The organism is Sinanaerobacter chloroacetimidivorans (assembly GCF_018128545.1).
Classification (GTDB): Bacteria; Bacillota; Clostridia; order Peptostreptococcales; family Anaerovoracaceae; genus Sinanaerobacter; species Sinanaerobacter chloroacetimidivorans.
The window spans coordinates 219,483-244,368 of the sequence record NZ_JAGSND010000003.1; the positions used below are offsets into that span (position 1 = coordinate 219,483).

At 42.6% G+C, this 24,886-nt stretch carries 25 protein-coding genes; 20 read left to right on the plus strand and 5 right to left on the minus strand.

The window, feature by feature from the left end:
- Window positions 1-349: 349 nt before the first annotated feature.
- The 15 genes from KCX82_RS06405 to KCX82_RS06475 all read left to right on the plus strand — a co-directional run bounded on the left by KCX82_RS06405 (window position 350) and on the right by KCX82_RS06475 (window position 15,688).
- Complete coding sequence (locus KCX82_RS06405) at window positions 350-1,294, plus strand: hypothetical protein (protein ID WP_227017618.1); 945 nt, start codon at window positions 350-352, stop codon at window positions 1,292-1,294.
- A gap of 68 nt (window positions 1,295-1,362) precedes the next feature.
- A complete protein-coding gene (locus KCX82_RS06410) occupies window positions 1,363-3,159 on the plus strand; it encodes a hypothetical protein (protein WP_227017619.1) in 1,797 nt (598 codons plus the stop codon).
- Window positions 3,160-3,264: 105 nt separating this feature from the next.
- On the plus strand, window positions 3,265-4,836 hold the full coding sequence (locus tag KCX82_RS06415; protein WP_227017620.1) for a ClC family H(+)/Cl(-) exchange transporter: 1,572 nt from the start codon (window positions 3,265-3,267) through the stop codon (window positions 4,834-4,836).
- A gap of 102 nt (window positions 4,837-4,938) precedes the next feature.
- Window positions 4,939-5,358 (plus strand): bacteriohemerythrin, encoded by a 420-nt coding sequence (locus KCX82_RS06420; RefSeq protein WP_227017621.1) that lies wholly within the window; start codon window positions 4,939-4,941, stop codon window positions 5,356-5,358.
- Entirely contained in the window at window positions 5,355-5,819 is a 465-nt protein-coding gene (locus KCX82_RS06425) for a chemotaxis protein CheX (protein WP_227017622.1), read from the plus strand. Before KCX82_RS06420 ends, KCX82_RS06425 begins: the two co-directional genes overlap by 4 nt.
- A gap of 278 nt (window positions 5,820-6,097) precedes the next feature.
- Complete coding sequence (locus tag KCX82_RS06430; RefSeq protein ID WP_227017623.1) at window positions 6,098-6,622, plus strand: carboxymuconolactone decarboxylase family protein; 525 nt, start codon at window positions 6,098-6,100, stop codon at window positions 6,620-6,622.
- 120 nt (window positions 6,623-6,742) lie between these two features.
- Window positions 6,743-7,549: a mycofactocin-coupled SDR family oxidoreductase gene (locus tag KCX82_RS06435; protein ID WP_227017624.1), complete on the plus strand. Its 807-nt coding sequence runs from the start codon at window positions 6,743-6,745 to the stop codon at window positions 7,547-7,549.
- A gap of 89 nt (window positions 7,550-7,638) precedes the next feature.
- Complete coding sequence (locus KCX82_RS06440; RefSeq protein WP_227017625.1) at window positions 7,639-8,469, plus strand: transporter substrate-binding domain-containing protein; 831 nt, start codon at window positions 7,639-7,641, stop codon at window positions 8,467-8,469.
- Window positions 8,470-8,487: 18 nt separating this feature from the next.
- The gene (locus tag KCX82_RS06445; RefSeq protein ID WP_227017626.1) at window positions 8,488-9,213 is read left to right on the plus strand and encodes an amino acid ABC transporter permease; all 726 of its coding nucleotides are present in this window, start codon (window positions 8,488-8,490) and stop codon (window positions 9,211-9,213) included.
- Window positions 9,200-9,952: an amino acid ABC transporter ATP-binding protein gene (locus KCX82_RS06450; protein WP_227017627.1), complete on the plus strand. Its 753-nt coding sequence runs from the start codon at window positions 9,200-9,202 to the stop codon at window positions 9,950-9,952. Before KCX82_RS06445 ends, KCX82_RS06450 begins: the two co-directional genes overlap by 14 nt.
- A 258-nt stretch (window positions 9,953-10,210) precedes the next feature.
- On the plus strand, window positions 10,211-10,783 hold the full coding sequence (locus KCX82_RS06455) for a xanthine phosphoribosyltransferase (RefSeq protein ID WP_227017628.1): 573 nt from the start codon (window positions 10,211-10,213) through the stop codon (window positions 10,781-10,783).
- A 182-nt stretch (window positions 10,784-10,965) separates the two neighbouring features.
- Window positions 10,966-12,078 carry a BMP family ABC transporter substrate-binding protein gene (locus KCX82_RS06460; RefSeq protein ID WP_227017629.1) on the plus strand — a complete coding sequence of 371 codons (1,113 nt, stop codon included), beginning with the start codon at window positions 10,966-10,968 and terminating at the stop codon, window positions 12,076-12,078.
- A gap of 89 nt (window positions 12,079-12,167) precedes the next feature.
- A complete protein-coding gene (locus tag KCX82_RS06465) occupies window positions 12,168-13,691 on the plus strand; it encodes an ABC transporter ATP-binding protein (RefSeq protein ID WP_227017630.1) in 1,524 nt (507 codons plus the stop codon).
- Window positions 13,688-14,761: an ABC transporter permease gene (locus tag KCX82_RS06470; protein WP_227017631.1), complete on the plus strand. Its 1,074-nt coding sequence runs from the start codon at window positions 13,688-13,690 to the stop codon at window positions 14,759-14,761. The genes KCX82_RS06465 and KCX82_RS06470 overlap by 4 nt, the downstream gene beginning before the upstream one ends.
- Complete coding sequence (locus KCX82_RS06475; protein ID WP_227017632.1) at window positions 14,762-15,688, plus strand: ABC transporter permease; 927 nt, start codon at window positions 14,762-14,764, stop codon at window positions 15,686-15,688. It abuts the gene before it with no gap.
- Window positions 15,689-15,846: 158 nt separating this feature from the next.
- Here the strand turns inward: KCX82_RS06475 and KCX82_RS06480 are convergent, their stop codons facing one another.
- On the minus strand, window positions 15,847-16,338 hold the full coding sequence (locus tag KCX82_RS06480; RefSeq protein ID WP_227017633.1) for a MogA/MoaB family molybdenum cofactor biosynthesis protein: 492 nt from the start codon (window positions 16,336-16,338) through the stop codon (window positions 15,847-15,849).
- A gap of 199 nt (window positions 16,339-16,537) precedes the next feature.
- Between KCX82_RS06480 and KCX82_RS06485 the strand changes: the two genes are divergently transcribed.
- From KCX82_RS06485 to KCX82_RS06505, 5 genes are all read left to right on the plus strand, one after another.
- Window positions 16,538-17,176, plus strand: a complete 639-nt coding sequence (locus tag KCX82_RS06485; protein ID WP_227017634.1) for a lipoprotein intramolecular transacylase Lit — start codon at window positions 16,538-16,540, stop codon at window positions 17,174-17,176.
- 14 nt (window positions 17,177-17,190) lie between these two features.
- A complete protein-coding gene (locus KCX82_RS06490) occupies window positions 17,191-17,730 on the plus strand; it encodes a DJ-1 family glyoxalase III (protein ID WP_227017635.1) in 540 nt (179 codons plus the stop codon).
- The gene (locus tag KCX82_RS06495; protein WP_227017636.1) at window positions 17,727-18,620 is read left to right on the plus strand and encodes a PHP domain-containing protein; all 894 of its coding nucleotides are present in this window, start codon (window positions 17,727-17,729) and stop codon (window positions 18,618-18,620) included. Before KCX82_RS06490 ends, KCX82_RS06495 begins: the two co-directional genes overlap by 4 nt.
- Window positions 18,621-18,718: 98 nt before the next feature.
- Window positions 18,719-19,789, plus strand: a complete 1,071-nt coding sequence (locus KCX82_RS06500; protein WP_227017637.1) for an HD-GYP domain-containing protein — start codon at window positions 18,719-18,721, stop codon at window positions 19,787-19,789.
- A gap of 17 nt (window positions 19,790-19,806) precedes the next feature.
- Window positions 19,807-21,087 (plus strand): DnaJ domain-containing protein, encoded by a 1,281-nt coding sequence (locus KCX82_RS06505; protein WP_227017638.1) that lies wholly within the window; start codon window positions 19,807-19,809, stop codon window positions 21,085-21,087.
- A gap of 139 nt (window positions 21,088-21,226) precedes the next feature.
- Here the strand turns inward: KCX82_RS06505 and KCX82_RS06510 are convergent, their stop codons facing one another.
- From KCX82_RS06510 to KCX82_RS06525, 4 genes are all read right to left on the minus strand, one after another.
- Entirely contained in the window at window positions 21,227-21,646 is a 420-nt protein-coding gene (locus tag KCX82_RS06510) for a flagellar protein FliT (RefSeq protein ID WP_227017639.1), read from the minus strand.
- Between the two features lie 30 nt (window positions 21,647-21,676).
- On the minus strand, window positions 21,677-22,054 hold the full coding sequence (locus KCX82_RS06515) for a flagellar export chaperone FliS (protein WP_227017640.1): 378 nt from the start codon (window positions 22,052-22,054) through the stop codon (window positions 21,677-21,679).
- Between the two features lie 26 nt (window positions 22,055-22,080).
- Window positions 22,081-23,991, minus strand: coding sequence for a flagellar filament capping protein FliD (gene fliD, locus KCX82_RS06520; RefSeq protein WP_227017641.1), 1,911 nt, complete (start codon window positions 23,989-23,991; stop codon window positions 22,081-22,083).
- 68 nt (window positions 23,992-24,059) lie between these two features.
- Complete coding sequence (locus KCX82_RS06525) at window positions 24,060-24,872, minus strand: CheR family methyltransferase (protein WP_227017642.1); 813 nt, start codon at window positions 24,870-24,872, stop codon at window positions 24,060-24,062.
- Between the last annotated feature and the right edge of the window lie 14 nt (window positions 24,873-24,886).

Consider the following 24,886-nt stretch of genomic DNA (forward strand, 5'->3'; position numbering starts at 1 on the left):
ACTGTTTTGCAGAGAGCGGCACAAGCCGGCTGAACGAGCCGGCGTAGGGCGGCAGATGCGACGGCAGGAGCAGCTGTAAAGTCCTCTTGCCTGCACCAAGATAGGCTTTTTTGTAAGAAAAGAGGATATTGAAATGAAAAATTTTATAAATAACATGTTAGCGAAACATAGTATAATTTAAATTCCAATGTAAGATGCAAATTGTCTGTTTGAATAAAAAATTCAGTAGGATAAAGTAGCTACTCAGCGAATAAGTAGGTCATTCTTCATAAAATACTTTTCAAATTAGGGGCTTTCAAGCTATAATAAATCAGATTATCGTGCTTGCATTGGAGGGAGGAAATAAACAGTGAAAATTAAACGTATTTTACCATTGTGCATTTTATGCATGCTACTGTTTCCAACAGCGGTATATGCGAAATCTGTACCGGTTACAATTCCGAGTTTTCCCGTTACCGTCAACAGGCAGACGATGGAGAGCATGTATAACCAATATCCATTATTGCTGTATAAGGATATTACGTATTTTCCTATGGCCTATGATTACGCCAGATTTTTAGGAGTGAAGGCGAATTGGTATGAGACGTGCCGCGAGTATGGCGAGAAAAGCGTTTTATTCGTGGGCGTAGCGGAGGAACGTGCGAAGGAATTAAAAATTATTTCAACGAAAACTCCAAATCAGAAACGATATACTGCCACAGTTGCTGAATACGGCATTGCGTTAAATACGACAAATCCGAAAAAATTTCTCGATAATCGGAAAGAAGAATATCCCATCCTAAACTTTCGCGGCATAACCTATTTCCCGCTGACCTGGAAGTTTGCCGTGGAAGAATTTGGATGGGAATATTCATACGATAAGCAGAATGGACTGCGGATTGAAAGCGGGAATCCTTTCCGGCCTATTATTTCCGACGGCATAATTGGCTCAACATTGCCTAGGGCAACGTGGACGGATTATTATTATGGAAAAGAGTATTATGTAGAATACCCCTTATCACCTTTTGGTAATAATGATAAGTTTATCGTGAGAAAACGCGGTGAGCCGGAACGCGAATTCAGTCTGGGAAACCAAATTCAGGGAGATTGTTATTTTAATGTTACCTCAGAGCCTTCCATAACCGATAATATTTTCTCGGTTGAATGTAAAAAATACACTTCAGATTCTGGTGAGAGCAGGGTTTTATTAAAAATCAATTTGGATACTGGCAAGGTTGTTGTTGAAGAAGACAGAGCGGTTGGATCGTCGAGCAGGCGAAGCTGCGTTGTTTGCACCAAGATGGTTTATTTATAAGACTAATAACTTGCTGCAAATTATGATATAATTGTATAAAATTTACTGTAAGCAAGGAGGTATGAACAATGTCTAGACCTCAATATACAAGAAGAATACTCTGTATCTTATTGTGCAGCATATTTATTTTCTCCGGCCTTGGGCTTTGCAGCTGCAGTCAGAAAGAGGACAGCAATCAAGCTATTGCTCCGACGAAACAAAAAGTGGATGCGCCGCCGGAGGTTCTTGAACTGGCCCAGCAGGAAGTCGACCGTATGATACAGTTTTACAGCAGCGGTTGGTACCTTCTCGACGATAATGACGAGCTTGCAAAAATTAAAATCCTGGACAGCCAGATTACCAACCTGCAGCTTGCAAAGAGAATCGACGTTTATGACAGGCTGGTAGGACAAAGGGTCATTGATGGCATCAAATCAGGTTATTACGATTTTTATTTCTTCTCCTATAGGCTTCTTCCTGATGAAAATGAATTGAAGGGGAAAAGCTTATCCTTTGAGTTGGACGAGGACGGCTGGATCTCCTTTGAAAAAATAACTCCGTATACCTCTGATTCAGCGCCCGGGGATTTACTTTTAATTGCAAGCTATGTGGATGACAAGATTAACGGGAGCAGTGGTATGACAAGAACCCATGAATTCTCCGACGGATGGTGCGAAAGGTATGTAAAGGAGCACTTGCTTGACTACGATGCGGAGTTTACGGAGGACAGCTTCCGGGTCATTGATGAATATTCTTTTATTTTTACGGATGGTGAGGATTTCCGGACAATCAGTCTCGACGACAGGCAATTTGCCTTACCGGCCTATATGAAAGAAACCGGCAGAAAACTGGACTATACTGATTATTATGCGGATTATTGGACCAGTATTTCCTATGTGGGCCCCGGCCCTCGCAGACAATCGGGAGGAAAGGCCGGGTTTTTCATGAGAACCTTGAATTACAATATGCCTGACGCAGATGATGCGCTTGCAGTCGTCATTTATATGTGTACCGATGGACTGTGGGAGCCGAAAACCTATAGAGGCATTGCCGCCGGTTCATCCGAGAAAGACCTGCTGCGCTTGTACCCGGACGATTTGTATTATCTCGACAAGGGCGAGGCGTCGGGCTATAACGAAATTTATCAGCGGAATGAGGATTTTGACTATGCTTATTTTTATTTTCCAAAGGATCAGACGTCCAGGGATATTACTTTTTACATCAAGGACAGGAAGGTATCCTTTATAGAAATGATCTCCGCGTATGAAAGAAGATATGTTTATGGCGGCGCCAGTGAGTTTGAGAATTTGGTCAATCAACCGGCCAATGAAAAAAGTGAGTTTCGTGTTGAGACAGCTGCGGCGTTTTCCAGAGAAATAGAGCTGCCCTGGGAGAAAATAGGAATGTCCTGGAACACAGGGGAGCCATATATCTCCCGGGTCAATATCAAATTGCCGAGGGTTTCGGACAATGTCTGCAATGGGGATGCCATTAACTCAAATACCAATCTGGAGCACCATCTGGAAGCAATCCGCCAATTTGAAGCGGGAGATTATTCTCTGCTTTACAAGGAAAGGCTGGCTGAATATTCGGTTGATTACGAGGTGCACACAAGGAAAGGCGCTGCTGCCCTTGTGATAAACGAAGCTTATGGCATCGCTGAGGCAGGAGGCGGACGACACAGGACCGTTTGGTATTACGATTGTGACACTGGCAATGTGCTGTCCTCAAGGCAGTACGCAAAAAAGTGCGGGGTCGGCGAGGCTGCGATCATAAAGCAGTATAATGACAACGCTGAGTATAGTTTCATAAACAGTGTATACGAAGCAAACTTCTATATTGACGAAGCCGGTAAAATCGTAACCTTTGAAAATTTTGATACATAATCATTGCAAACATGTTACAGATTGAGTCAATTCAATAGCTGTGGTATACTGAAGCTATAGTTTTGTGTATTTTTCTTTTAATGGAATATAGGACAGGATAATAAAATGCTACATAAGGTTCAATATCATAATAATTACAAGGCGGTAATCAATATTGACTCTAAAAAAGAGTCTATTTTATTGAAAAGCATTCTGGTTGGTATCCTGGCAGGGATCGTAACCTGTCTGTACCGAATCGTTTTAACACAGGCAGAGGAGTATTCCTTCCAATTTTATGCGTTACTTAGAGCACATATGGCCTATTTACCGCTGGTCTTTGCAGGTCTTGGTCTGACAGGTTATTTTATCGGTATGCTAACTTCAAAATACCACATGATCGGCGGAAGCGGCATTCCGCAAGTAAGAGGTCTTCTGTTAGGATATTTTAAAAATAGTTGGCTGAGTACTTTGATTGCGAAATTTTTAGGAGGAGCAATCTCTATTCTTGCAGGATTATCCTTAGGCAGGGAGGGACCCTCCATTCAATTAGGTGCATGTGTAGCCCAGGGCATAGGCGATAAGCTGGCTAATTCGAGAACAGAGAAAAAGATTCTGATTGCCAGCGGCGCAAGCGCAGGGCTTGCCGCTGCATTCAACGCTCCTTTAGCTGGTACTATGTTTGCTCTTGAGGAAATTTTTAAATATTTTTCGCCGGTCATCCTGCTGTCAACGATGGTGTCTGCAATTGTTGCGGATTTTATCTCTAAATTGATTTTCGGAACCGAAACAATCTTTCATTTTACGATCGATAGCAGCATACCCTTGTCAGGTTACTGGTACCTGTTTCTGATAGGCGCAACGCTGGGAGCAGCGGGTGCCTTCTATAATTATATTTTAGTGTATACCCAAAAACTATATAAGAAAGCACAATGGCTGACTGCTGAAAGGAGGCCCGTGATACCATTTGTCTGCGCAGGTATTATAGGACTGGTTTTCCCTATGGTATTGGGCGGAGGACATCATATCATCGGTGAGCTTCAGCTAGAAAATGGAATTCTATTTTTATTAATCATTTTTTCAGTGAAATTTTTATTCTCCATGATAAGTTTTGGATCGGGTGCTCCTGGCGGAATCTTTTTTCCATTGCTGATTCTGGGATCTATTATAGGTGCAGTCTTTGGAAATATTGCAATAAATTATCTCGGCTTTGATTCCGGTTTGTTTTACAATTTCGTGGTACTTGCAATGGCCGGCTATTTTACTGCAATTGTGAGAGCTCCAATCACAGGGGTCATTCTGCTGATCGAAATGACGGGTTCATTTCACCAGCTTTTATCTCTTACAGTCGTTTCGGTAGTTGCTTTTATTGTAGCTGACTTATTAAAGAGTAAGCCGATTTATGAAACGCTGTTGGAGAATATGCTGAAAGAAAAGGAAGTTGTGGAAGGAGAACATGATGACAGCAAAAGGATCACGATTGAAATGATTGTTCACCATGGGGCTCCGGCCGAAGGCAGGCTTGTCAAGGAATTGGAACTTCCCCGGAATTGTCTTTTAATCGCTGTAAAGCGCAGAGGGAAAGAACTGATCCCCAAAGGAGATACAAAGATAATGGCAGAGGACTACCTGGTGTTTTTAACCAGCATCAAAGAAGAGGCTAATACCAGAGAATGCCTTAGAAAGATTACTTCCTTGTAGAAAATGAGTACTATTGAATTTCAGATTACTGTTTTAAGAGCCTGATTGCTGTGTATATATTCTGGAGATGAAGAAAATAACGCAGAAAGGAATGATGACAACATGATTTGGAAAGAAAAATACAAAGTAGGAGTTTCAGTCATTGATCAACAGCATGAAGAGCTTTTCCGCCGTGTAAGTACTTTTGTGAAGACCCTGCGATCGGAACAAAAATGGGAGCAGAAAGTAGAAAAAGTAAATGATACCCTGACGTTCATGAAGGATTATGTGGTGACGCATTTTCAAGATGAAGAGGCCTATCAGGATGAAATCGGATACCCGGGGCGTGAAGAACACCGCAAAATACATAACGATATGGTTGCCTATGTTGTTTCTGTCTCTGAGCAATACGAAAAAGAAGGCTGCAAGGAAGAACTGATGCAGCAATTTGCCGGAAAATTGCTGACCTGGCTGATCAATCACGTGGCAGCCGCGGATCAAAAAATCGCTGAATACGCCAAGAGACAGGAGGAATTAAAATGAGCCAAAATATTCTTGCCCCTTTTTCAAAAGCAGCATGTCAAACATTTAAGCTTTTGTTAGATATTGATGTAATGGAGGATACGCCAGAAGCATTTTCGGAAAATTCCCAAGGCAATGTTGAAATTGCAATAGGCATTATCGGAGACTATTCCGGGGAAATTCTCTATTGCTTTCCCAAGGATACTACCCTGGAAATCGTAAAGACCATGTGCGGCATGGAATTCGATGAAATTGATGAATTTGTAAAATCCGCAATCGGAGAACTGGCAAACATTATCAGCGGGAATGCCCTGACCGATTTATCCCAGCAGAAAGTCATCTGTGATATCCTTCCTCCTAAATTTATGGAAGGAAACAATTCCGATAAGGAGAGCAGCCAATGTCCTGTCTATCAAACCAGAATGAAAACTCCTATCGGTAATGTAGAATTAAGATTAAAAGTAGATACAAGCAACAATTAGAAATTAAAAAGCAAATTTAGGAAGTACCCTTTAGCAGTGTGGATGGAGCACACTGCCAAAGGGTGCTTTTTTATTATGTAGTCAATATCGCTTTCAGCGATATATTTACGGAAATCAAAAGGACGTCCACATTGCTTTGCAAAACATCCGAAGAAATATCATATTAATTCTATATGAATACGATAAAAGCTATTGACAAAGGTCCAGGGGGCAGTTATAATCGAAATACATAATACATATGGGAATACTATGAAATAAAAATAGAAAGGAAATGGGAAATGGCCTACATATCACAAGTAAATTATGAAGATGCTTCCCAAGAAGTAAAAGAGCATTTTGAAGATCAGATTGAACGAAACGGGCGAATCACGAATATGAAGAAAACACTGCTTCATTCGGTGCCTGCCTATAAAGCCCTGATGGAATGGTACACATTGAGAGATGTGGTGAAACCGTTTTTGGGGGAAAGAGGAGTCAATTTTTTCTGTTATGCCATTTCTACGGAAAACGACTGCCTGATTTGTTCTACCTTTTTCGCGCAAATTCTGGATGACTTGAAAATTGATTTTTATTCCTTTGCTTTTACAGAAAAGGAAAGCGCAGTGATCGAATACGGCAGGGCTTTGGTCTCCAATCCCCATAGAATTTCCGAAGAACTTTTTTCAAAACTAAAGAAATTCTTCAATGAGGAAGAAATCGTTGCCTTAACTGCATTTGGCAGCATAATGATAGCCACCAATCTGATTAACACCGCTTTGAAAGTGGAACTGGATGAAGAACTGGTACCGTATACAAAGCGGTAGATCCGGAGCCTGATAAAAAACGATCGATCCGGAGCCTGATAAAAAGCGATAGATCCGGAGCCTGATACAAAGCGGCAGAAAACAACAAAAATTACTAAAAAAACAAGGAGATCGTGACCTATGACAAAACAATTTGAGAATAAGACGGTATTTATAACGGGCGCTGCAAAAGGACAGGGAAGAGGTGTCGCCCTGGCATTCGCAAAGGAAGGTGCTAACATCATCGCCTTCGACCTTGGAGAAAAAATCGCTTACCCTAGTTATAACCGTTCTTCTAATGAAGATTTGGAGCGCTTAAAAGATGAAGTGCTGGAGCTGGGCGGCAGGATTGAAATCTTTGCCGGAGATGTGAGAAATGCAGAGGATATCAAAGGAGCAGTGGAAAATGGGGTTACATCCTTTGGTACCATTGATATTCTCTTCAGCAACGCCGGTATCTGTGCCTATGGATCCTCACACGAATTAACCGAGGAAGAATGGGACGCCATGATTGATATCAATTTGAAGGGGAGCTGGCTGACATCCAAATATGTCATTCCGCATCTTATTCATCAAAAAAGCGGCGTAATCATCTATAATTCCTCAGTTGCCGGTCTCAGAGGGATGAACCGGATTTCACATTATTCCGCATCCAAGCATGGCCTTGTAGGCCTGGCAAAATCCCAGGCCATAGAATTGGCTCCATATAATATCCGGGTCATCAGCATCCATCCTACCGGGGTGAATACCCCTATGAATGACGGGCTGGCGGAGCTTGAAGGATCTACCCCAATAGAAATTGCCGAGCGTTCAGCCGGAAACCTGCTGCCTGTGCCCTGGGTTGAGGTGGAAGATGTTGCAGATTCCGTCCTGTTCCTTGCCAGTGAAAAAGCAAGATATATTACCGGAAGCCAATATGTTCTGGATGCAGGTCTTCTTACAAGATAGGATTGAAAAAACACAGCAGCAAGTAAAATATAAATGAAATTTATAAATAGAAGAATATTATCTAAAAAATGTTAAAGGGAGACAGAAACATGAAAAAAGAGTGGAAAAAACCAATTATTGCATTACTCATCCTCGTACTCACACTTGGTCTGGCAGCCTGCGGCGGTGCAGAAGAATCAAAGAATGATTCTGAAAATGGCAATGCTCAGGGACAGGATGTCATCAACGTAGGAACCATGGGAACCTATAATCCTTTCAGCTTTGCGGCTGAAGACGGAACCCTGACGGGTTATGACCTGGAGGTACTCAGAGAGATTGAAAAAGTTGACAACAGCTTAAAATTTAATTTTGTAGCCGGCCCATGGGACAGCCTTTTTGTAGGCCTGGATGCGAATAAATTCCAGATGTTAGCCAACCAGATCACCTCCAACCCTGACAGAGTAGAAAAGTACTACCTGACAGAAAATCCATACTTTACCTGCGTATCTCAGATCATCGTGAAAAAAGGCCGTACCGACATTCAGTCCCTGGAAGATCTGCAGGGAAAAACCATTGGACTTACGGTAGGGGATTCCTTTACCCGTTTGGTAGAGGACTGGAATGCTGAAAACGGAAACATTCTGACCATCAAATATTACGAGCAGGATATCGTAACCATTCTGGAAGATATTCAAACAGGACGTATCGATGCAACGGTGAACGATCCTATTATGGCAAAGGATAAAGCGGAAGTACAGGGACTTGAAATTGACGTAGTTGGAGAAAGAATCGCAGCAGATCCTACTTACTTCATATTCCAGAAAAATGACGAAGGCAAAGCGCTTAGAGATAAAGTAGACGCGGCTCTGGCCACACTTCTCGAAAGCGGAAGATTATCCGAACTATCCATCGAATGGTTTGGTGTAGACTATACAAAATAAACGACAGCGGAGGGAAAAATGAAAGGGATATTCGATGTTTCTTATGCAATAGAATCCATTCCGGCAATTGCTAAGGGAATACCGGTATCCCTCAGCATTGCAGTGATCGCTTTTTCAGCCGGGATCCTGATCGGTCTTTGCGGAGCGCTGATCAAAATCTATAACATCCCAGTATTAAAGCAAATAACGGCAGTCTACATCTCTTTTATGAGAGGGACTCCTTTATTGGTGCAGATCATGTTATCCTACTTTGGAATACCCATCGTATTGAGGGCGGTCAATGCGGAGTTCGGCACTGCTATGGACATTTCCTTCATTCCTGCGATCTATTATATCTACGTGGCTTTTGCCCTGAATGCAGGAGCTTATCTGACAGAGACCATCAGAGCCGCCATCTTATCCATTGACCGGGGACAGCTGGAAGCCTCTTATTCTGTGGGAATGACCACTTATCAAAGCATGAAGAGGATCATCCTTCCCCAGGCTTTGAAAGTTGGCTTGCCGAATATCGGAAACCACTTTATCGCCATGTTGAAAGATACCTCTTTGGCTTTTGCCGCTTCCGTTCCGGAAATCATGGGATTGGCAAAAATTGTAGGAGGAAGGACTTCACGAATTTTAGAAGCCTATATTGTGGCAGCGCTGCTCTATTGGGTAATTTGTATTGGTTTGGAACGCCTGATGGCGCTTCTGGAGAAGCGGCTGCGCAGAAATGAAAGAGGTGTGCAGAATGATAGAAATTAAGAATCTGCATAAACATTTTAAGAAAAATCACGTGCTGAAGGGCATCGATCTTTCTGTAAAAGAAGGAGAAACCGTTGCCATTATCGGGCCCAGCGGATCCGGGAAGTCCACGTTGCTGAGATGTATCAATTTACTGGAAACCCCTTCCGATGGGATCCTGAAGCTGGACGATCTGGTGATTGATGCGCATCATATTACCAAGGAAAAATTGCTGGCTGCAAGAAGAAATACTGCTATGGTATTTCAGAACTATAATTTATTTGCAAATAAAACGGCCATCGAGAACATTGCGGAAGCCTTGATTACGGTAAAGAAAATGAACAAAAAGGGTGCCATGAAAATAGCAGAAGAATTTCTGGGAAAAGTGGGGTTGGAAAACAGGGCACACCATTATCCTTACGGACTTTCCGGAGGGCAGCAGCAAAGGGTAGCCATAGCAAGAGCCTTGGCTTTAAACCCAAAGGTAATCCTTTTTGATGAACCTACATCGGCATTAGATCCGGAGCTGGTGCAGGAGGTTCTCCAGGTAATCAGAAATGTGGCAAAAGAAAAGGTAACCATGATCATCGTGACTCATGAGCTGGAGTTTGCCAAAGATGTGGCTCACAAGATTGTCTTTATGGATGAAGGCCTGATCGTGGAACAAAACTCGGCATCCGAATTTTTTGCAAGCCCCCGGGAAGAGAGGACCAGAAAATTTATCGACCATTTTATTCAAAGGTCCATTTATTATATCTAGAAATAAGAACTTTGGAAAATCCGCAGAAATTTCTCTGCGGATTTTTTTGAATCCATAAATTAGGATATAACGAATGCTGCTGTGACATTCTTAGATTTAATTTGACAATATTCTTGATTTTCACCCCGATTTTCTGTAGAATAAAACTGTATTTTTTGTAACTGGTTCCTATGAGCAGGATGATTCAATGTTCATAGGACATACTATAGACAGCAGCAGTTCGCAGACAATCTCAGGCGAGCGAATTTGGAGGATTAAATGAAGGCTTTAAAGGATAGAATTGAGGCAGATGGTGTTGCCATCGGAACAGAAATAGTAAAGGTAGATTCCTTTTTGAATCATCAGATCGACGTAGCCTTGGTCGATGAGATCGGAAAGGAATTTGAAAGAAGATTTCATGGGCAGGGTGTGACGAAAATCCTGACTGTGGAGGCCTCCGGTATTGCGATTGCCTGTATGGCTGCAAAATACTTCGGAAATGTACCGGTGGTATTTGCGAAGAAGGCCACGCCTAACACGATGACGGAAGATTTTTACGGTGCAGAGGTCAAATCCTTTACCAAAGGCATAACATCCATCGTAAAGGTATCTAAAAAATATATCTCACAAGAAGACAGGATCCTGATTTTGGATGATTTCCTTGCACATGGAGAGGCTGCTATAGGAATGGCCGAGTTAGTAAAGCAGGCAGGTGCTGAGCTGGTGGGAATCGGTGCGGTAATCGAGAAAAGATTTCAAGGCGGCAGCCATCGGTTAAAGGAAAAAGGGTATCACGTTGAATCTCTTGCCATCATTGACTCAATAAAGGAAGGTAAGATCAATTTTTTATAGAAAACGAACATAGAACATAAAAACTTTACATAACGTTCGATTATATACGAACTTAAATGTATTTTATGGCGAAAAACATAAAGATTTTTGCCTGAATCTATTTACGAGTATAGACAGACAAGGTTATAATAAGGCATAAATTTTATTAAACAGCCCATTAATTTACGAAGGAGAAAAATGTTATGAAAAAGTTTTTAGCAGTATTACTTGTTCTTGTTCTGGCGATATCATCTTTCACTGGCTGCGGCGGAAAAGGAAACGACACAGAAGATCCAACTGCAAAGGGTGAACCGGAACTGACCGTTGGTTTCATTTATATCGGACCTAAATCTGATGGCGGTTTCTCCGAAGCTCAGGATCGTGGCAGACAGGCTATGGAAGATTATTTTGACGGAAAAGTTGCTACATTAACAGCAGAAAACGTTCCTGAAGAAAAGCAGGAAGTAAAAAGCGCAGCTTTGAACATGATGGATCAGGGTGCCAAAGTGATTATCGGGACAAGCTTTGGATACATGGACACTCTTGAAGAATTGGCTCAGGAATATCCGGACACCATTTTCATTCACTTCTCAGGTAATAAAATGAATGACACCAACTTCGGAAACTATTTCGGAGCAATGGAAGAACCTAGATATTTAGCAGGTATCGTTGCCGGTATGATGACCAAAAGCAATAAAATCGGCTATGTTGCAGCATTCCCTTACACAGAATTGCTGATCGGAATCAATGCCTTTACTCTTGGTGCAAGATCCGTTAATCCGGATGCGGAAGTAAAAGTAGTTTACACAAACGCATGGGTTGACGCAGCCAATGAAAAGGCAGCTGCAGAAGCTTTACTTGCTCAGGGCTGTGACGTTCTGGAACAGCACTGCGATACAACCGGACCTCAGATTGCAGCGGAAGCGGCAGGTGCCTATGCTATCGGTTACAACATGGACAGCAGAGAAGCAGCACCGGGAGCATTCTTAACAGCTCCAATCTGGCATCATGAAGCATTCTACATCAAAACAGTACAGGAAATCCTGGATGGAACCTGGAAGCCTGAAAGCTATTATGGAACCATGGCTGACGGTTACGTAGACCTTGCTGAATTGTCTGATCTGGTAACTCCGGAAGCAGCAGCCAAAGTTGCGGAAGTACGTGCCCAGATTGAGGCCGGCGAACATCCTATTTTCGTAGGACCAATCAAAGACAACACTGGTAAAGTTCGGGTGCAGGAAGGTGAAACTCTTGACAGAGCAGGAATCTGGAGCATTGATTACCTTGTTGAAGGGGCAACAGGAGCATCCAACTAAAATATTGAAACAGACGAAAGATCGTAACAGTACGGCGGACATACTTGCCTATACTGATACAAATAAATTAAACATCTGGAGGGCTTTCAATGCAATCTGATATTGCAATTCAAATGGAGAATATCTCCAAAACCTTTGGGGTGATTAAAGCCAATGAAGATGTGAACTTAACTGTATATAGTGGCGAGGTCCATGCACTGCTAGGTGAAAATGGTGCAGGAAAAAGCACGTTGATGAATATGCTGTCGGGGATTTATAGCCCCGACAGCGGTTCTATTTCTATACACGGGAAAAAAGTTCACTTTTCTTCGCCAAAGGATTCCATTGCGCTGGGCATCGGAATGATTCACCAGCATTTCAAGTTGGTGGACGTACTGACTGCCAAAGAAAACATTATTTTGGGACAACAGGGAGGATTCTTTACCAAAGGAAAAGATCTGACCAAAAAAGTGAAGGAAATATCAGACCGTTACGGATTGGATATTAATCCTGATAAAAAGGTATATGAGATGTCTGTCGGAGAAAAGCAGACATTGGAGATTATTAAAGTACTGTTTAGAGGAGCCAGAATCCTGATTATGGACGAGCCTACCGCTGTGCTTACTCCCCAGGAAATCAAACGGCTGTTTAAGATTATCAGAAATATGCGGGATCAGGGCTGTGCCGTGGTCATTATTACCCACAAATTGAATGAAGTTATGGAAATCAGTGATCGTATCACCGTGCTTCGAAAAGGTCATTCTGTGGAGACTGTAAAAACTGCCACCGTTGAAGTTCCGAATCTCATTGAAATGATGGTCGGAAAAAAGGTGGATCTTGCCATTGAAAAAAAGACATTAGAAGGAAAAAAACCTCTTCTTGAGGTTGACAATATACATGTAATCGATAGTGAAAAAAAGCATGCGCTTGAAGATGTGAGCTTTACTTTGTATGGAGGCGAAATTCTGGGTGTTGCCGGTGTAGCCGGCAGCGGACAGAAAGAGCTTTGCGAAACCATTGCGGGCCTGATCCATGCAGATAAGGGGAGGATTTTCTTTGAAGGAGACAATATCGTAGGGAAGACTCCACGTGATATCATTCGACTGGGCATCCGGATGGGCTTTATTCCGGAAGACCGACTGGGCATGGGCTTGGTAGGAACCATGGACATCGTTCACAACATCATACTGAAGGATTATCAGAATCAGCCCGGGATCTTATTAAAGAGAACCGAATGTGCGGAGAAAGCGGAAAAAATTGTGAAAAAGCTGGACATTCAGACCCCCAGCATTCATTCTCCTGTAAAAAAGCTTTCGGGAGGAAATATTCAAAAGGTACTGCTGGGGAGGGAAATTGATTCCAATCCAAAGGTGCTGATCACAGCCTATCCGGTTCGCGGACTGGATATCGGCGCATCTTATAAAATTTATGATTTGTTAAATGAACAGAAGGAAAAAGGCGTAGGGGTTCTCTTTATCGGAGAGGATCTGGATGTACTCATAGACCTTTGTGACCGTATTATGGTCTTATGCAACGGTGTAATCACAGGGATTGTGGATCCGTCCAAGGTCTCTAAGGAAGAAATCGGACTGCTTATGACCGGCGGCAGCATGAAACAGGAGGGAGAAGTATGATAAAAATAAGCAAACGGGCCGAGCTTCCCAGAAACAAAGAAGCAATCATCCGGGCTGTCGCAATCATTCTCTCCATTATTTGTGCGGGGCTCGTCATCCTGATCCTGGGATTCAATCCCATTACCGTATTCAGTGAGATCGTAAAGGGTGCGCTGGGAACTGAAATGAGAATTCAGCAGACCGTCATCAAAGCAGTGCCTTTGCTTATCACATCCCTGGGGATCCTGGTAGCCTTTAAAATGAAGTTCTGGAATATCGGCGGAGAAGGACAGATTATGATGGGTGCCTTCGGAGCCGCTTTGGTTGCCCTGAATGCACCGGCTACCCTGCCGGCACCTTTGATGCTGCTGGCGATGGCTTTCAGTGCTATGGTTTTTGGAGGAATCTGGGCGTTTATACCGGCTTTTTTCAAAGGAAAATTTGGAACGAATGAAACGATATTTACTTTAATGATGAACTATATAGCCATCAAGTGGGTAACCTACCTGCAGTATGGGCCTTGGAAGGATCCGGGTTCTCAAGGCTTCCCAAAGATTGCAAATTTTGAACTGAATGCGGTGCTTCCCAAATTATTCGGGGTTCATATCGGTTGGATCATCGCTTTGATTTTGGTTGCTTTCGTTTATTTCTTCATCAATCATACCAAAAAGGGTTATGAGATCACTGTTGTGGGAGAAAGCACGGAAACTGCGAGATATGCAGGAATGAACATCAACTCTATCATCATCACCTCCATGTTGATCTCCGGGGGGCTCTGCGGACTAACCGGAATGATACAGGCATCCGCCATCGAAAGGACTCTGACTTCGTCTCTTTCCGGAGGGTATGGCTTTACCGCGATTATCACTACCTGGTTGGGACGGCTTTCAGCCCCAATCATATTGGCAGTATGCGTGGCCTTTGCAATTCTCCTCCAGGGAGGTGCGTACCTGCAGATCGCAATGTCTGTACCGGCATCCGTGGCGGATATGATACAGGGCATTATTTTATTCTTCGTGTTGGGAAGTGAGTTTTTCCTGCAGTATAAGGTTTCCTTTGCCGGAAAGAACGCTGTAAAGGAGGTGGCATAGATGACCGCATTTTTAGCAGCTGCAGTCATTGCAGGTACACCGTTGCTCTTTGCCACACTGGGAGAGCTTATTACTGAAAAAGCAGGAAATCTGAACCTCGGTGTTGAGGGAATGATGCTCATGGGAGCCGTTATGGGCTTTGGTGTAGGCTTATGGACGGGTAATCCATTTCTTGCCCTGCTGGGTGCCATCTGTGCCGGAGCGGTGGGTGCCGCAGTGTATGCCGTACTGACTGTTACGCTCCGTGCAAATCAGGTTGTAACCGGACTGACCTTGACGATCTTCGGAACCGGCTATGCCAGCTTTGTGGGCAAGAGCTTTATGGGAGTACCGGCCCCCGCCGGCGTGAAAGCGCTGTTTGGCAAGATGGAGATTCCGCTTCTTGGAAAAATTCCGGTTATCGGTCCCGTATTTTTCCATCAGGATATCTTTATTTACTTCGGTTACCTGATTACCATATTGATTTCCATTTATCTATGGAAAACGAAAAAAGGCCTGAACTTAAGAGCTGTAGGGGAAAACGCCGCAGCGGCGGATGCCTCGGGTATAAACGTGACTCTTTATAAATATGTGCATATTATTTCAGGAGGCGGTCTATGCGGACTGGGCGGAGCCTACATGTCTCTGGTAACCATACCGGTGTGGCAGGAAAATGTTGTTGCAGGCCGTGGCTGGATTGCGGTGGCCCTGGTTATCTTTGCATCATGGAAGCCTTCCAAAGCTTTGATCGGAGCCTTTTTATTCGGGGGACTGAACATTTTGGGATATCGGCTGCAAAGCATGGGAATCCATATCTCCCAGTATATCGTAGACATGGTTCCTTATGCGGCTACCATCCTCATCGTCATAATCAGTACCAGAAAAAATAAGAAAGAAGATATGGGACCGGCTGATCTCTCAGTACCATACTTCAGAGAAGACAGATAAATAATAAATACAAAACTAAAAATATAAGTGCCCTTTGAAATTTCCTTCAGCCGCTGGTGGCAGCGCGTCATGAGACTATGCTAATCACATAGAATGCGGACAACGCGTCTTCAGAAAATTTCAAAAGGGCACTTGAACTAAAGTTCCATATTTATTATTTATCTTGCACAATTGGAATCATGGCCCTGAAGGATGTCCAGTCCGTGCTTCACAGACGGAAGAATGTATTCCAGTGTTTCTTTGATGGCCTTGGGACTTCCGGGTAAATTTACGATAAGGGTATTCCCTCGGATACCTGCTTCTGCCCTTGACAGCATTGCTCTCGGCGTAATGGACAGGGAAAGATAACGCATGGCCTCCGGAATTCCCGGAGCACGTCTTTCGATCACCTCCAGTGTTGCTTCCGGTGTAACATCTCTGTGCGAAAATCCGGTGCCTCCGGTTGTTAAAATCAGATCCAGGCTATCTTCATCTGCCATTTGGAGCATCTCTTTTTTCAGCATGTCTTTATCGTCGGGAAGGATCACATATTTAGCTGATTGAAACTGATCTGCTTTCTCTATAATTTCCTTTATAGCCGGCCCGCTGAGATCTTCTCTTTCACCTGCAAAACCCTTATCGCTTGCCGTTATGATTCCTACTTGATACATAATTCTCCATCCTCCGTTCATTTTCTTATTTTCAGCAAATTATGCCAAAATAACCCGGTTTTCAACCGGAAAAAAATTATATCTTGAATTTATACAAATATTCTATATGATAGTAATAGAAAGTACAAGCGTCGTCGGAAAGACAAAAAATAATTTTAGGGAAAAGTAGAGGTTTTTTATGAAAATTGCGTACAGAATAATGTTGATACTGCTTATTATATGCATTCCGTTGATATCGATTACCGGTGCGTATAATATCGTACTGAGAATGCCGGACTTATACGTGTATGAGTTCAATCGTGTTCAGCTTACCGACGAATTGGAATTAGAACTGAAAGATGAAGAATTTGGTCACTTTTTTTCAGACTTTATGATAGGCAAAGTAGAAAATTTTGAATTAATAGCGGATTATCAGGGGAAAGAGCAAAACGTATTTCATACCATGGAGCAAGTTTCTATGGAGCATTTCAAACAACTGCTGAATATTTTACTTTATGCTTTCGCAGGGATGCTTCTCATTGCTGTGATTTGCTACGGCGTCTTTATGGCAAACAATCGAAAATACTTCCTGCGGACGGCTTTTAAAAGCGGAATCCTGGTTTATCTTGTTATGATCATCCTGCCGATCATAACCTACTTGGTTCCTTCTCTTCGGGATTTCATGCAGCAGTTTATTTTCCGGTTCAAATTTAATGAGGACAATTTGCTGACACAAATTTTTACAGAATCCTTTGTTGTAGAATTTTTGGCTGCGACTACATTTATATCTGCAGTCATACTCTTTATTACAGGATCCGTTACATGGAGAATGACAAAACCCAGAAGAATGTTCTGGTAAAGGAGGAAATAGATATGGTTTACCTGCATTTAGCGAATGGATTTGAGGAAATAGAAGCCCTTACGGTGGTGGATGTCTTGAGGAGAGCCGGAATTGATGTAAAAACGGTTTCTGTTTCAGATGATAGACAAATAACCGGAGCTCATGAAATTTCAGTTTTAGCCGATATACTATATGAAAATGCAAATTATTCCAATTGCGAAATGATTGTTCTGCCCGGCGGCATGCCCGGCACCAAAAATCTTGCGGCCCATGCCGGGCTGGAAGCCAGAATAAAAGAGTTTGCCGAGGATGGCAAGTGGATCGCGGCTATCTGCGCGGCCCCTATGATATTGGGAAACCTGTCCCTGTTGAAAGGTAAAAAGGCTACTATTTTCTCCGGTATGGAAGAGCATTTGATCGGTGCCGAATTTTCTAAAGAGAGAGTTGTTGTCGACGGCAATTTTGTGACGTCAAGAGGTGCCGGTACAGCAATGGATTTCTCTTTGAAGCTTGTTGAATTATTAAAGGATGAGCATACCGCTGCAACCCTTAGAAAGGCTATGCTGGTATGATCGATCTTCATTTGCATACTCATTATTCCGATGGAACCTTGTCCCCGGAAGAGATTGTACTGCTAGCGAAAAAAAACGGAGTGGATACCATAGCCATCACGGATCATGACGGTATGGGCGGTATTTCAGAAGGGTTGGAAGCAGGAAAGAAGTGGGGGGTTCAGGTGATCCCCGGTATCGAATTGTCTACAGAAGACGAATACGGCGGTTACATGCATATTTTGGGCTATGGGTTCGATATCCACAATGAAGAACTAAAAAGAGAGATTGCAGTCATCAGAGAAAAGCGCAAGGAACGAAATCAAAAACTCCTTGCAGCTCTCAATGAAATCGGGTGCCAGATAACCCAGGAGGATCTTCAGCTTAGGGAAGGGCAGGATTATGTGGGCAAACCCGTCTTTGCTATGGCCTTGATGAAAAAGGGCTATATCTCCTCTCCTAAGGAGGCCTTTCAGGAAGGCAAGTTTATGCGTGCTCCTCAGGTCAGACGTATTCACAGGGAAAAAATCCAAACGAAACGCGCGATAGAACTCATTCAAGATGCGGGGGGAATCCCGGTTCTGGCGCATCCTCTTAAAATAGCTTATTTAGGCAGGGGAGAGGAAGGCGGAGATTTTTTTGCAAGGCTGGAAAGGCTGATTGCCAGGCTGAAAGAACAGGGGCTTTGCGGTATGGAATGCTACTATAGCAAGCACCTGCTTTACGAAACGGAAAGATTGGTACAACTGGCAGAGGAGAACGATCTGATCATAACAGCCGGATCTGATTTCCATGGTCCGGAATTTGATGAAAACTTGACGATTGGAAGCATTCCTACAGATCCAAAATTTAATAAAGATAGGATCATTAAGCAAATTCAGGATGGTATTTTTTGTCGAAAGATGGTATAATACCATGGTGGACATTTCAATTTGTTTTCAATATTTAACGCATCAATATTTAACGCATCAATTCATTTTGTAATTTTTAAGACGAGGAGTCGCATTATATGAGATTTGTGCCAACCTATTGCCTCAGAGAGGGAATGATTTTAGGAGATAATCTTTACAGTAATTCTGGAGATTTAATGTTATCCTGCGGAACGGTTCTTACCGGTGAATATGTAAAATCAATTGAAAGATTGCAGTACAACGGCGTTTATATTGACGATGATATTTCAAAGGATATCCCCATTATCACAGTGATCAATGACAGTGTCAGAGCCCAGACCGTGAAGGGCATCAAAGATATTTTTATACACTGTGAAAAAGGAAATAAAAATGTAAAAAATGACTTTAAATCGGCTAAGCTTCAGATTGAAAACATAGTGGACGAGATCTTCAAAAATAGAAATCTCATGGTCAATATGATCGATATGAAGGTCTTTGACGATTATACCTATTATCACTCCGTAAATGTTGCTGTTCTTTCTATCGTACTGGGAGTTGCCTTGGATATGGACAGGGATGAACTGTGCAATCTCGGATTTGCAGCACTTCTTCACGATATCGGAAAAGTATTTATCAATAAAGATATCTTAAATAAAAAGGGTCAGCTCACTCATACGGAGTTTGAGGAAATCAAAACTCACTCTTTATTGGGCTGCAATCATATTAAAAAGGGTTATGGTGTCTCCAATGCTGCTTATATGGGAATCTTGGATCACCATGAAAAGTATGAGGGCGGAGGATATCCCAACAACCTGCAAGGGGAGAGGATTTCCTGGTACGGCAGGATTATAGCGGTGGCAGATGTCTATGACGCACTGACATCGGATCGTCCCTATCGAAAGTCTTTGCTGCCGTCAGATGCCATGGAATACATAATGGCTTCTACTATGACTTTGTTCGACCCCAGGGTGGTAGAGGTTTTTGTAAAAAAGATAGCGCCTTATCCTATTGGAACTTGTGTACGTCTCAGCAACGGGCTTACGGGCATTGTCGTGGAAAATTATGAGGATCTCTGCATGAGGCCCAGAGTGAGAATTTTTATGGATAAGGAACAGCAGGATATTGACCCCTACGAAATTGAATTAGCAGATTATCAATCTTTAAATATAACCGTTATTGAAATTGTTTAGTAAACTGGGACATGATGATGACAAAACACAATGATTACTATAGAACGCTGCAGGTTCATCATGATGCAGGACAGGATGTAATCGATGCAGCATATCGTTGCTTATGCAAAATGTATCATCCTGATTTAAATCAAAACCCGTCAGCCGCAGAAAAAATGAAATTCATCAATATTGCTTATGGAATCCTGGGAGATGAAAAAAAACGCAGGATTTATCATATCGAATGGCTGAAAAATCAGGTGGTAAAGCCTGCGTCTACACCTACACCTACACCAAGTCCGGCAAAACATACCGTCAGAGACGAGAAACTGGATACCGATCTTGCCGCTAAGGTTCTTGACGAATTCTTCCGCGATACCGTAAATGAGTCCTGGGAGAGCGCATATCAAAAATTAACTTCTGTTGATCAAAACAATATTCCCCGGGAAGACTTTCTGGAATGGAAGAAGGCTGTCTCACAAATGTACCGCCTTGGCAACTATAAAATCACCTTTTTTAGAAAATATCAAAATTGTGATTATGCCGGGGTTATTTATCCTGTGATCTATCAGTTTTCCGTAGCACTTACGGAAATGCAGATCGTAACCGGCCGTATCAGTGAGGAGGTCACCCAGAAGTATGTGGCCTTTAATGGGGATGGCTGCAGGGTTTGCCTTGGATATCTGGATTTAAAGCCAACAATTAAGAAATTTAAATATCTTGCTCAGGCTCTGCCCAAAATGGATAAGGATGAGATCTTCATGAAGGCTGTGGCTAAAATTGATCCTCTGACGGGAGTATTAAGCCTGTCGGGATTCAAGGAACAGGCAGAGCGGGAAATGCTTCGGAGCTGCAGGTACGGCAATCCTCTCACCATGGCGGTAGTTACCGTAAAGCCTTCCCAATCCCAGGATGACACCCTGGAAGAATATCAACTGGACGCCTGCATCTCTTACATTTCTGAGATCTTATGCGGAAACATCAGAAAAACCGACATGATCGGCAGGTGTGATGATTCCTCCTTTGGGATTCTCTTTACGGAAACAAAGCAGGAGGATGCGGAAGAGGCGTTGAACAAATTGCTGGAACTATGCCAGAAAGATGATTTTTTAAGCTTTCAGTTATGCACTGCCATAGCAAATTTGAATATCGGCGACGTAGAACTTAGCCTGAAAGAAGCAATGGAAAGAGTCGTTCCGAGAGAGAAGGTAAAAGAAGAAACTTCTCCGCTCGAAGCCGAAGAGAAAGCTGCAAAATTAGGAAAATACAAATTGTCGGATATTCTCGGTTTCAACAAACGAGGGAAGAACCATTTTTAAGAATAGAACTGTAAGTGAAGACCCGCCGGCATGCCGGCGGGTCCCTTTGTTAATTCGGGCCATTTGTTCGGGTCTTTTGTCTTGATACTTGCTTATTCACTGATTACTTTTTTAATTCTATTATTTTTTTATTCTCTGATTACTTTTTATAATTCATCCGGCTGCCGTTTTGAGGCATGGATGGAGAACCGTATTGAGACATGGACTGGGAACCGTATTGCATCATTTTCTGCTGCTGAACATTGGATTTTATCGATTCAAGGATAGTATCCTGTTCCTTCCGGATCAATTTCCCTGTATCCCGGTCCAAATCCAGAATAAGCTTAATCAACCGATCTATTTCTTTATTTTGTTCGTCTGAAAGGCCAAGGAGAAGTTCGCCGTCAGAAGCAGACTCCATCAGCTGTATCTCTTCTATAATCTTATTTCTTCTGTATAGGATATCATCCAATGATTCCCAATTGTCCAGGCTGCTCATCAGCTCTTCACTCAAAGTCAGACATTGCTTTAAAAGCGCCATTTTTCTGGAATAGAATTCGTTCACCGTAAGATTGCTCATATACAAAATCCTTCCGTTTCCAAGAACTGTCTATTTATTGATTCTTGCCAGCTTTTCAGCCTGCCTGAAGGTGACCTTGAATTCATCAATAATCACTAAAAGTTCTTTCATCAAAGCTACATCCTGATTGGCATTTGCAACCCCAAGCTGATTAAAAAGGAAAAGATACATATCGTTTAGCTCCAGAGAAATTGCATATTTCATGTCCAAGGAAAAATTCAGCGTTGAGATAATTTTCTGCGCCTTTGCGATACAGTTGTAGGCCTTTACAGATTCACCTCTGTTTGTGAAGAATATGGCAGTACTTACCTGTTTGGACGCTTCTTCAAAGAGCTTTACAACGATCTCTCCCTTGGTAAGCGTTTCTAAAGACTGCGTTTTATATTGCTGATATAAATTAGCTTGCATAATGATTACCTTTCCCTCTCTTTATATCAAGATCCGCTGGAAAACTGAGTCAGTATTGAGCTTTGGGTATTCAGCTGCTGCAAAGCCGTTTCCATAGCGGTAAACTTCTTCCAGAGTCTGGATTCTTCGTTGGTCAGTCTTGTCTGCAGTGTCGTTATATACTTATTGGTTCTTTCAATTTTTTCCGTAATATTATTTTCCGTATCGGACATGGTGGATTCCATACCGGCTGCTTCAATCAGACTTCCGCGAGTCCCTTGGGGCCCGGAGGTTTTAATGGCATCATTGATGATAGAATTAAGCTGATTGCTGATTCCATTTGTTGAAGCAAAGAGCTCTCTGATTTCCGTTCCCTTTGTCTCCAATGCTGTCTTCAGCTTTTCTTCATCGATTTGAAGCTTTCCGTTTTCCGTATAGCCTGCGGAGGTGATTCCCATGCTATAAAGGGAAGTACCATTCACGGTAAGCCCTGTCATCAAAAGATTCATCTTTGAGGAAATTCCTTTCAGGATGCTGTCTCCTCTTAAGAGGCCGGACTTGGCTTTTTCCTCCCATTTTGTGATTTCTGTTTCACTCATCTCATCCTTTTGTTTATCGGATAGCGGAGCGTAATCACTGTATACCTTTTCTTTCACCAGACCGTTGATCAAGTCCACCATGGAATTGTAATCTTCAACGAATTTTTTAATAGAGTTCATTAAAGAAGTGGTATCTGTCTTCATCGTTAAAGTAACGGCTTCATCGGTGGTATTATTGAGTTCTATATTGACTCCGTCAATGGTAATGCTGTTGGAGCTTCTGACAATTTCCTCTCCGTTTACCGACAATATGGCATTCTTGCCATAAGTCATAGCTGCATCGTCGCCCGTAAGACCGAAAGCATGCATCAGACCACCTGCATCTTCATTAATAACGATATTATCACCGGAGCCGCTGGTTTTCGAGGTCATGGTAAACTGATCGGTAATAGAGGAGTAGGAGATGGTTACACCTGCTTTGCTGCTATTGATCCTGCTCATGACGGACTCTAATGTATCGTACTTGCTGACTGAAAACTCCACGGAGTTGATGGAAAACGTGTAAGTATCCTGACTTGCCAGCTCAGTTGAGAGGGGCAGGTCGCCAATCATGGCGTGTGAAGAAAGCTTATTGGACTGTGCGAAGCTGAAGCCCAGTGCATTCAGTACGGAAGTATCATCCCCAATTCCATATACGGTGGCAGTAGACCCCGGTGATGAGAATGTCAATTGATCATTCACGATACTTGCTGTAATGACACTTTTGGTTTCCCCTGAGGAATTGGTATACGTTCCGAATGCTGTATCTAAAGTAGCCTGAAAAGCCTGCTGCAGATCGCCAGCAGTACTAGTGCCGTCTATGGAAGACATATCAAAGGTAATGACTTTTGTTTTACCGTCAAGTGAAACATAAAGGGACTTTCCGTCCAGACTTGACGCTAAAGATTGTATATCGGCACTTGTTAAGGTACCGGCAGTTTCGGTAGCCAGTGATCCCGTCAGTCCTTTTGAGATTAAGGCAGGTCCCTTCACGGTTTGGTAGGTAGCCAGCTGCTTGATGGAATTTATGGTCATAGTGCCTGTACTTGCCGAAGATGTGGAGGAAGCGGTTACTGCCGTGGAAGATGAGGTTACCGCTACCGTATTAAAAAACGAGGCACTTCTGAAGTTGGTGGAAGACAATACATCCAGATAGCTGCTCTGAAACTTTTTCAGTGCTGAAGACACCGAGCGATATCCGATTTGCTTCCATTCTAATTTTTGAACACTCTGTTGTTGTTTCAGGATTTTTTCCCTGCTGGTTGCAGTCATATTTTCAACGAGTTCGTCAATATCCATTCCTGAGACCAGGCCGCCAAGACCTGTTTTTGCGGATAGAGAAGATAATGTGCTGCTGCTTGTTGAATTAACTGTTGCCATATAAATACACCCCCTTGTACATATAGTATATCGACAATTTTCTGGAAAACTTAACCAGAAAGTGCAAATTAATAGCCTTTTTGATAAATTGACGGCTTAATATACTTAAATTTATGATCACAGGCGGACAAGGATTCACTGTGTCCGATAAAGAAATATCCGCCCGGAAGCAATACATCATAGAATTTATTGATGATTTCATTTTTTGTAGGCATATCGAAATAAATCATCACATTTCTGCAAAAGATCGCCTGAAACGGTTTTTTGAATTCAAAAGGTGATAATAAATTAAAATTTCGGTAGGCCACGTTTTTTCTTAAATTTTCGGAGACGACAAAACGCTGTTCGTCATGAGCTCTGAAATATTTTTTAATCCAGCTGTGGGGAACATCGGACAATTCTTCCCTGGAATAGATCCCGTTTTTCGCTATGGTTAAAACCTTATTGGAAATGTCCGAAGCCAGTATGGTGCTGTCCCATTCCTGTGCGGCAGATCCCAGATATTCCTGGGTGATCATGGACAGAGTATAGGGTTCTTGTCCGGAAGAACAGCCTGCACTCCAGACTCTGAGGTCACGGACCTTCAGGGTTTTGTCCACCCAGGGCAGTACGATATCCTTATAAAATTCAAAATGTTCATTTTCCCGAAAGAAATAGGTATGGTTCGTAGTCAGTTTATTGATTAGCATGGTCATCTCGTCATTGACTCTATCGTTTTTGGCATATTCAAAATAATCCATATAATTATCAAAGCCCAGATCAGAGATGTAGTTGCTTAAACGTCCCTCGATGAGAGGTCGTTTTTGGGTGAGATTCACGCCATAATGTGTTTTGATATAGCTGGTAATTGTTTTAAATTCGTCATCTTTCAGATAGATCATAGATGAGAGGCTCC

Bases quoted from the DNA above. Each gene is read 5' to 3' on its own strand.
- KCX82_RS06410 (WP_227017619.1), top strand. From the start codon at position 1,363: ATGTCTAGACCTCAATATACAAGAAGAATACTCTGTATCTTATTGTGC.
- KCX82_RS06415 (WP_227017620.1), top strand. From the start codon at position 3,265: ATGCTACATAAGGTTCAATATCATAATAATTACAAGGCGGTAATCAAT.
- KCX82_RS06420 (WP_227017621.1), top strand. From the start codon at position 4,939: ATGATTTGGAAAGAAAAATACAAAGTAGGAGTTTCAGTCATTGATCAA.
- KCX82_RS06425 (WP_227017622.1), top strand. From the start codon at position 5,355: ATGAGCCAAAATATTCTTGCCCCTTTTTCAAAAGCAGCATGTCAAACA.
- KCX82_RS06430 (WP_227017623.1), top strand. From the start codon at position 6,098: ATGGCCTACATATCACAAGTAAATTATGAAGATGCTTCCCAAGAAGTA.
- KCX82_RS06435 (WP_227017624.1), top strand. From the start codon at position 6,743: ATGACAAAACAATTTGAGAATAAGACGGTATTTATAACGGGCGCTGCA.
- KCX82_RS06440 (WP_227017625.1), top strand. From the start codon at position 7,639: ATGAAAAAAGAGTGGAAAAAACCAATTATTGCATTACTCATCCTCGTA.
- KCX82_RS06445 (WP_227017626.1), top strand. From the start codon at position 8,488: ATGAAAGGGATATTCGATGTTTCTTATGCAATAGAATCCATTCCGGCA.
- KCX82_RS06450 (WP_227017627.1), top strand. From the start codon at position 9,200: ATGATAGAAATTAAGAATCTGCATAAACATTTTAAGAAAAATCACGTG.
- KCX82_RS06455 (WP_227017628.1), top strand. From the start codon at position 10,211: ATGAAGGCTTTAAAGGATAGAATTGAGGCAGATGGTGTTGCCATCGGA.
- KCX82_RS06460 (WP_227017629.1), top strand. From the start codon at position 10,966: ATGAAAAAGTTTTTAGCAGTATTACTTGTTCTTGTTCTGGCGATATCA.
- KCX82_RS06465 (WP_227017630.1), top strand. From the start codon at position 12,168: ATGCAATCTGATATTGCAATTCAAATGGAGAATATCTCCAAAACCTTT.
- KCX82_RS06470 (WP_227017631.1), top strand. From the start codon at position 13,688: ATGATAAAAATAAGCAAACGGGCCGAGCTTCCCAGAAACAAAGAAGCA.
- KCX82_RS06475 (WP_227017632.1), top strand. From the start codon at position 14,762: ATGACCGCATTTTTAGCAGCTGCAGTCATTGCAGGTACACCGTTGCTC.
- KCX82_RS06480 (WP_227017633.1), bottom strand. From the start codon at position 16,338: ATGTATCAAGTAGGAATCATAACGGCAAGCGATAAGGGTTTTGCAGGT.
- KCX82_RS06485 (WP_227017634.1), top strand. From the start codon at position 16,538: ATGTTGATACTGCTTATTATATGCATTCCGTTGATATCGATTACCGGT.
- KCX82_RS06490 (WP_227017635.1), top strand. From the start codon at position 17,191: ATGGTTTACCTGCATTTAGCGAATGGATTTGAGGAAATAGAAGCCCTT.
- KCX82_RS06495 (WP_227017636.1), top strand. From the start codon at position 17,727: ATGATCGATCTTCATTTGCATACTCATTATTCCGATGGAACCTTGTCC.
- KCX82_RS06500 (WP_227017637.1), top strand. From the start codon at position 18,719: ATGAGATTTGTGCCAACCTATTGCCTCAGAGAGGGAATGATTTTAGGA.
- KCX82_RS06505 (WP_227017638.1), top strand. From the start codon at position 19,807: ATGACAAAACACAATGATTACTATAGAACGCTGCAGGTTCATCATGAT.
- KCX82_RS06510 (WP_227017639.1), bottom strand. From the start codon at position 21,646: ATGAGCAATCTTACGGTGAACGAATTCTATTCCAGAAAAATGGCGCTT.
- KCX82_RS06515 (WP_227017640.1), bottom strand. From the start codon at position 22,054: ATGCAAGCTAATTTATATCAGCAATATAAAACGCAGTCTTTAGAAACG.
- fliD (WP_227017641.1), bottom strand. From the start codon at position 23,991: ATGGCAACAGTTAATTCAACAAGCAGCAGCACATTATCTTCTCTATCC.
- KCX82_RS06525 (WP_227017642.1), bottom strand. From the start codon at position 24,872: ATGATCTATCTGAAAGATGACGAATTTAAAACAATTACCAGCTATATC.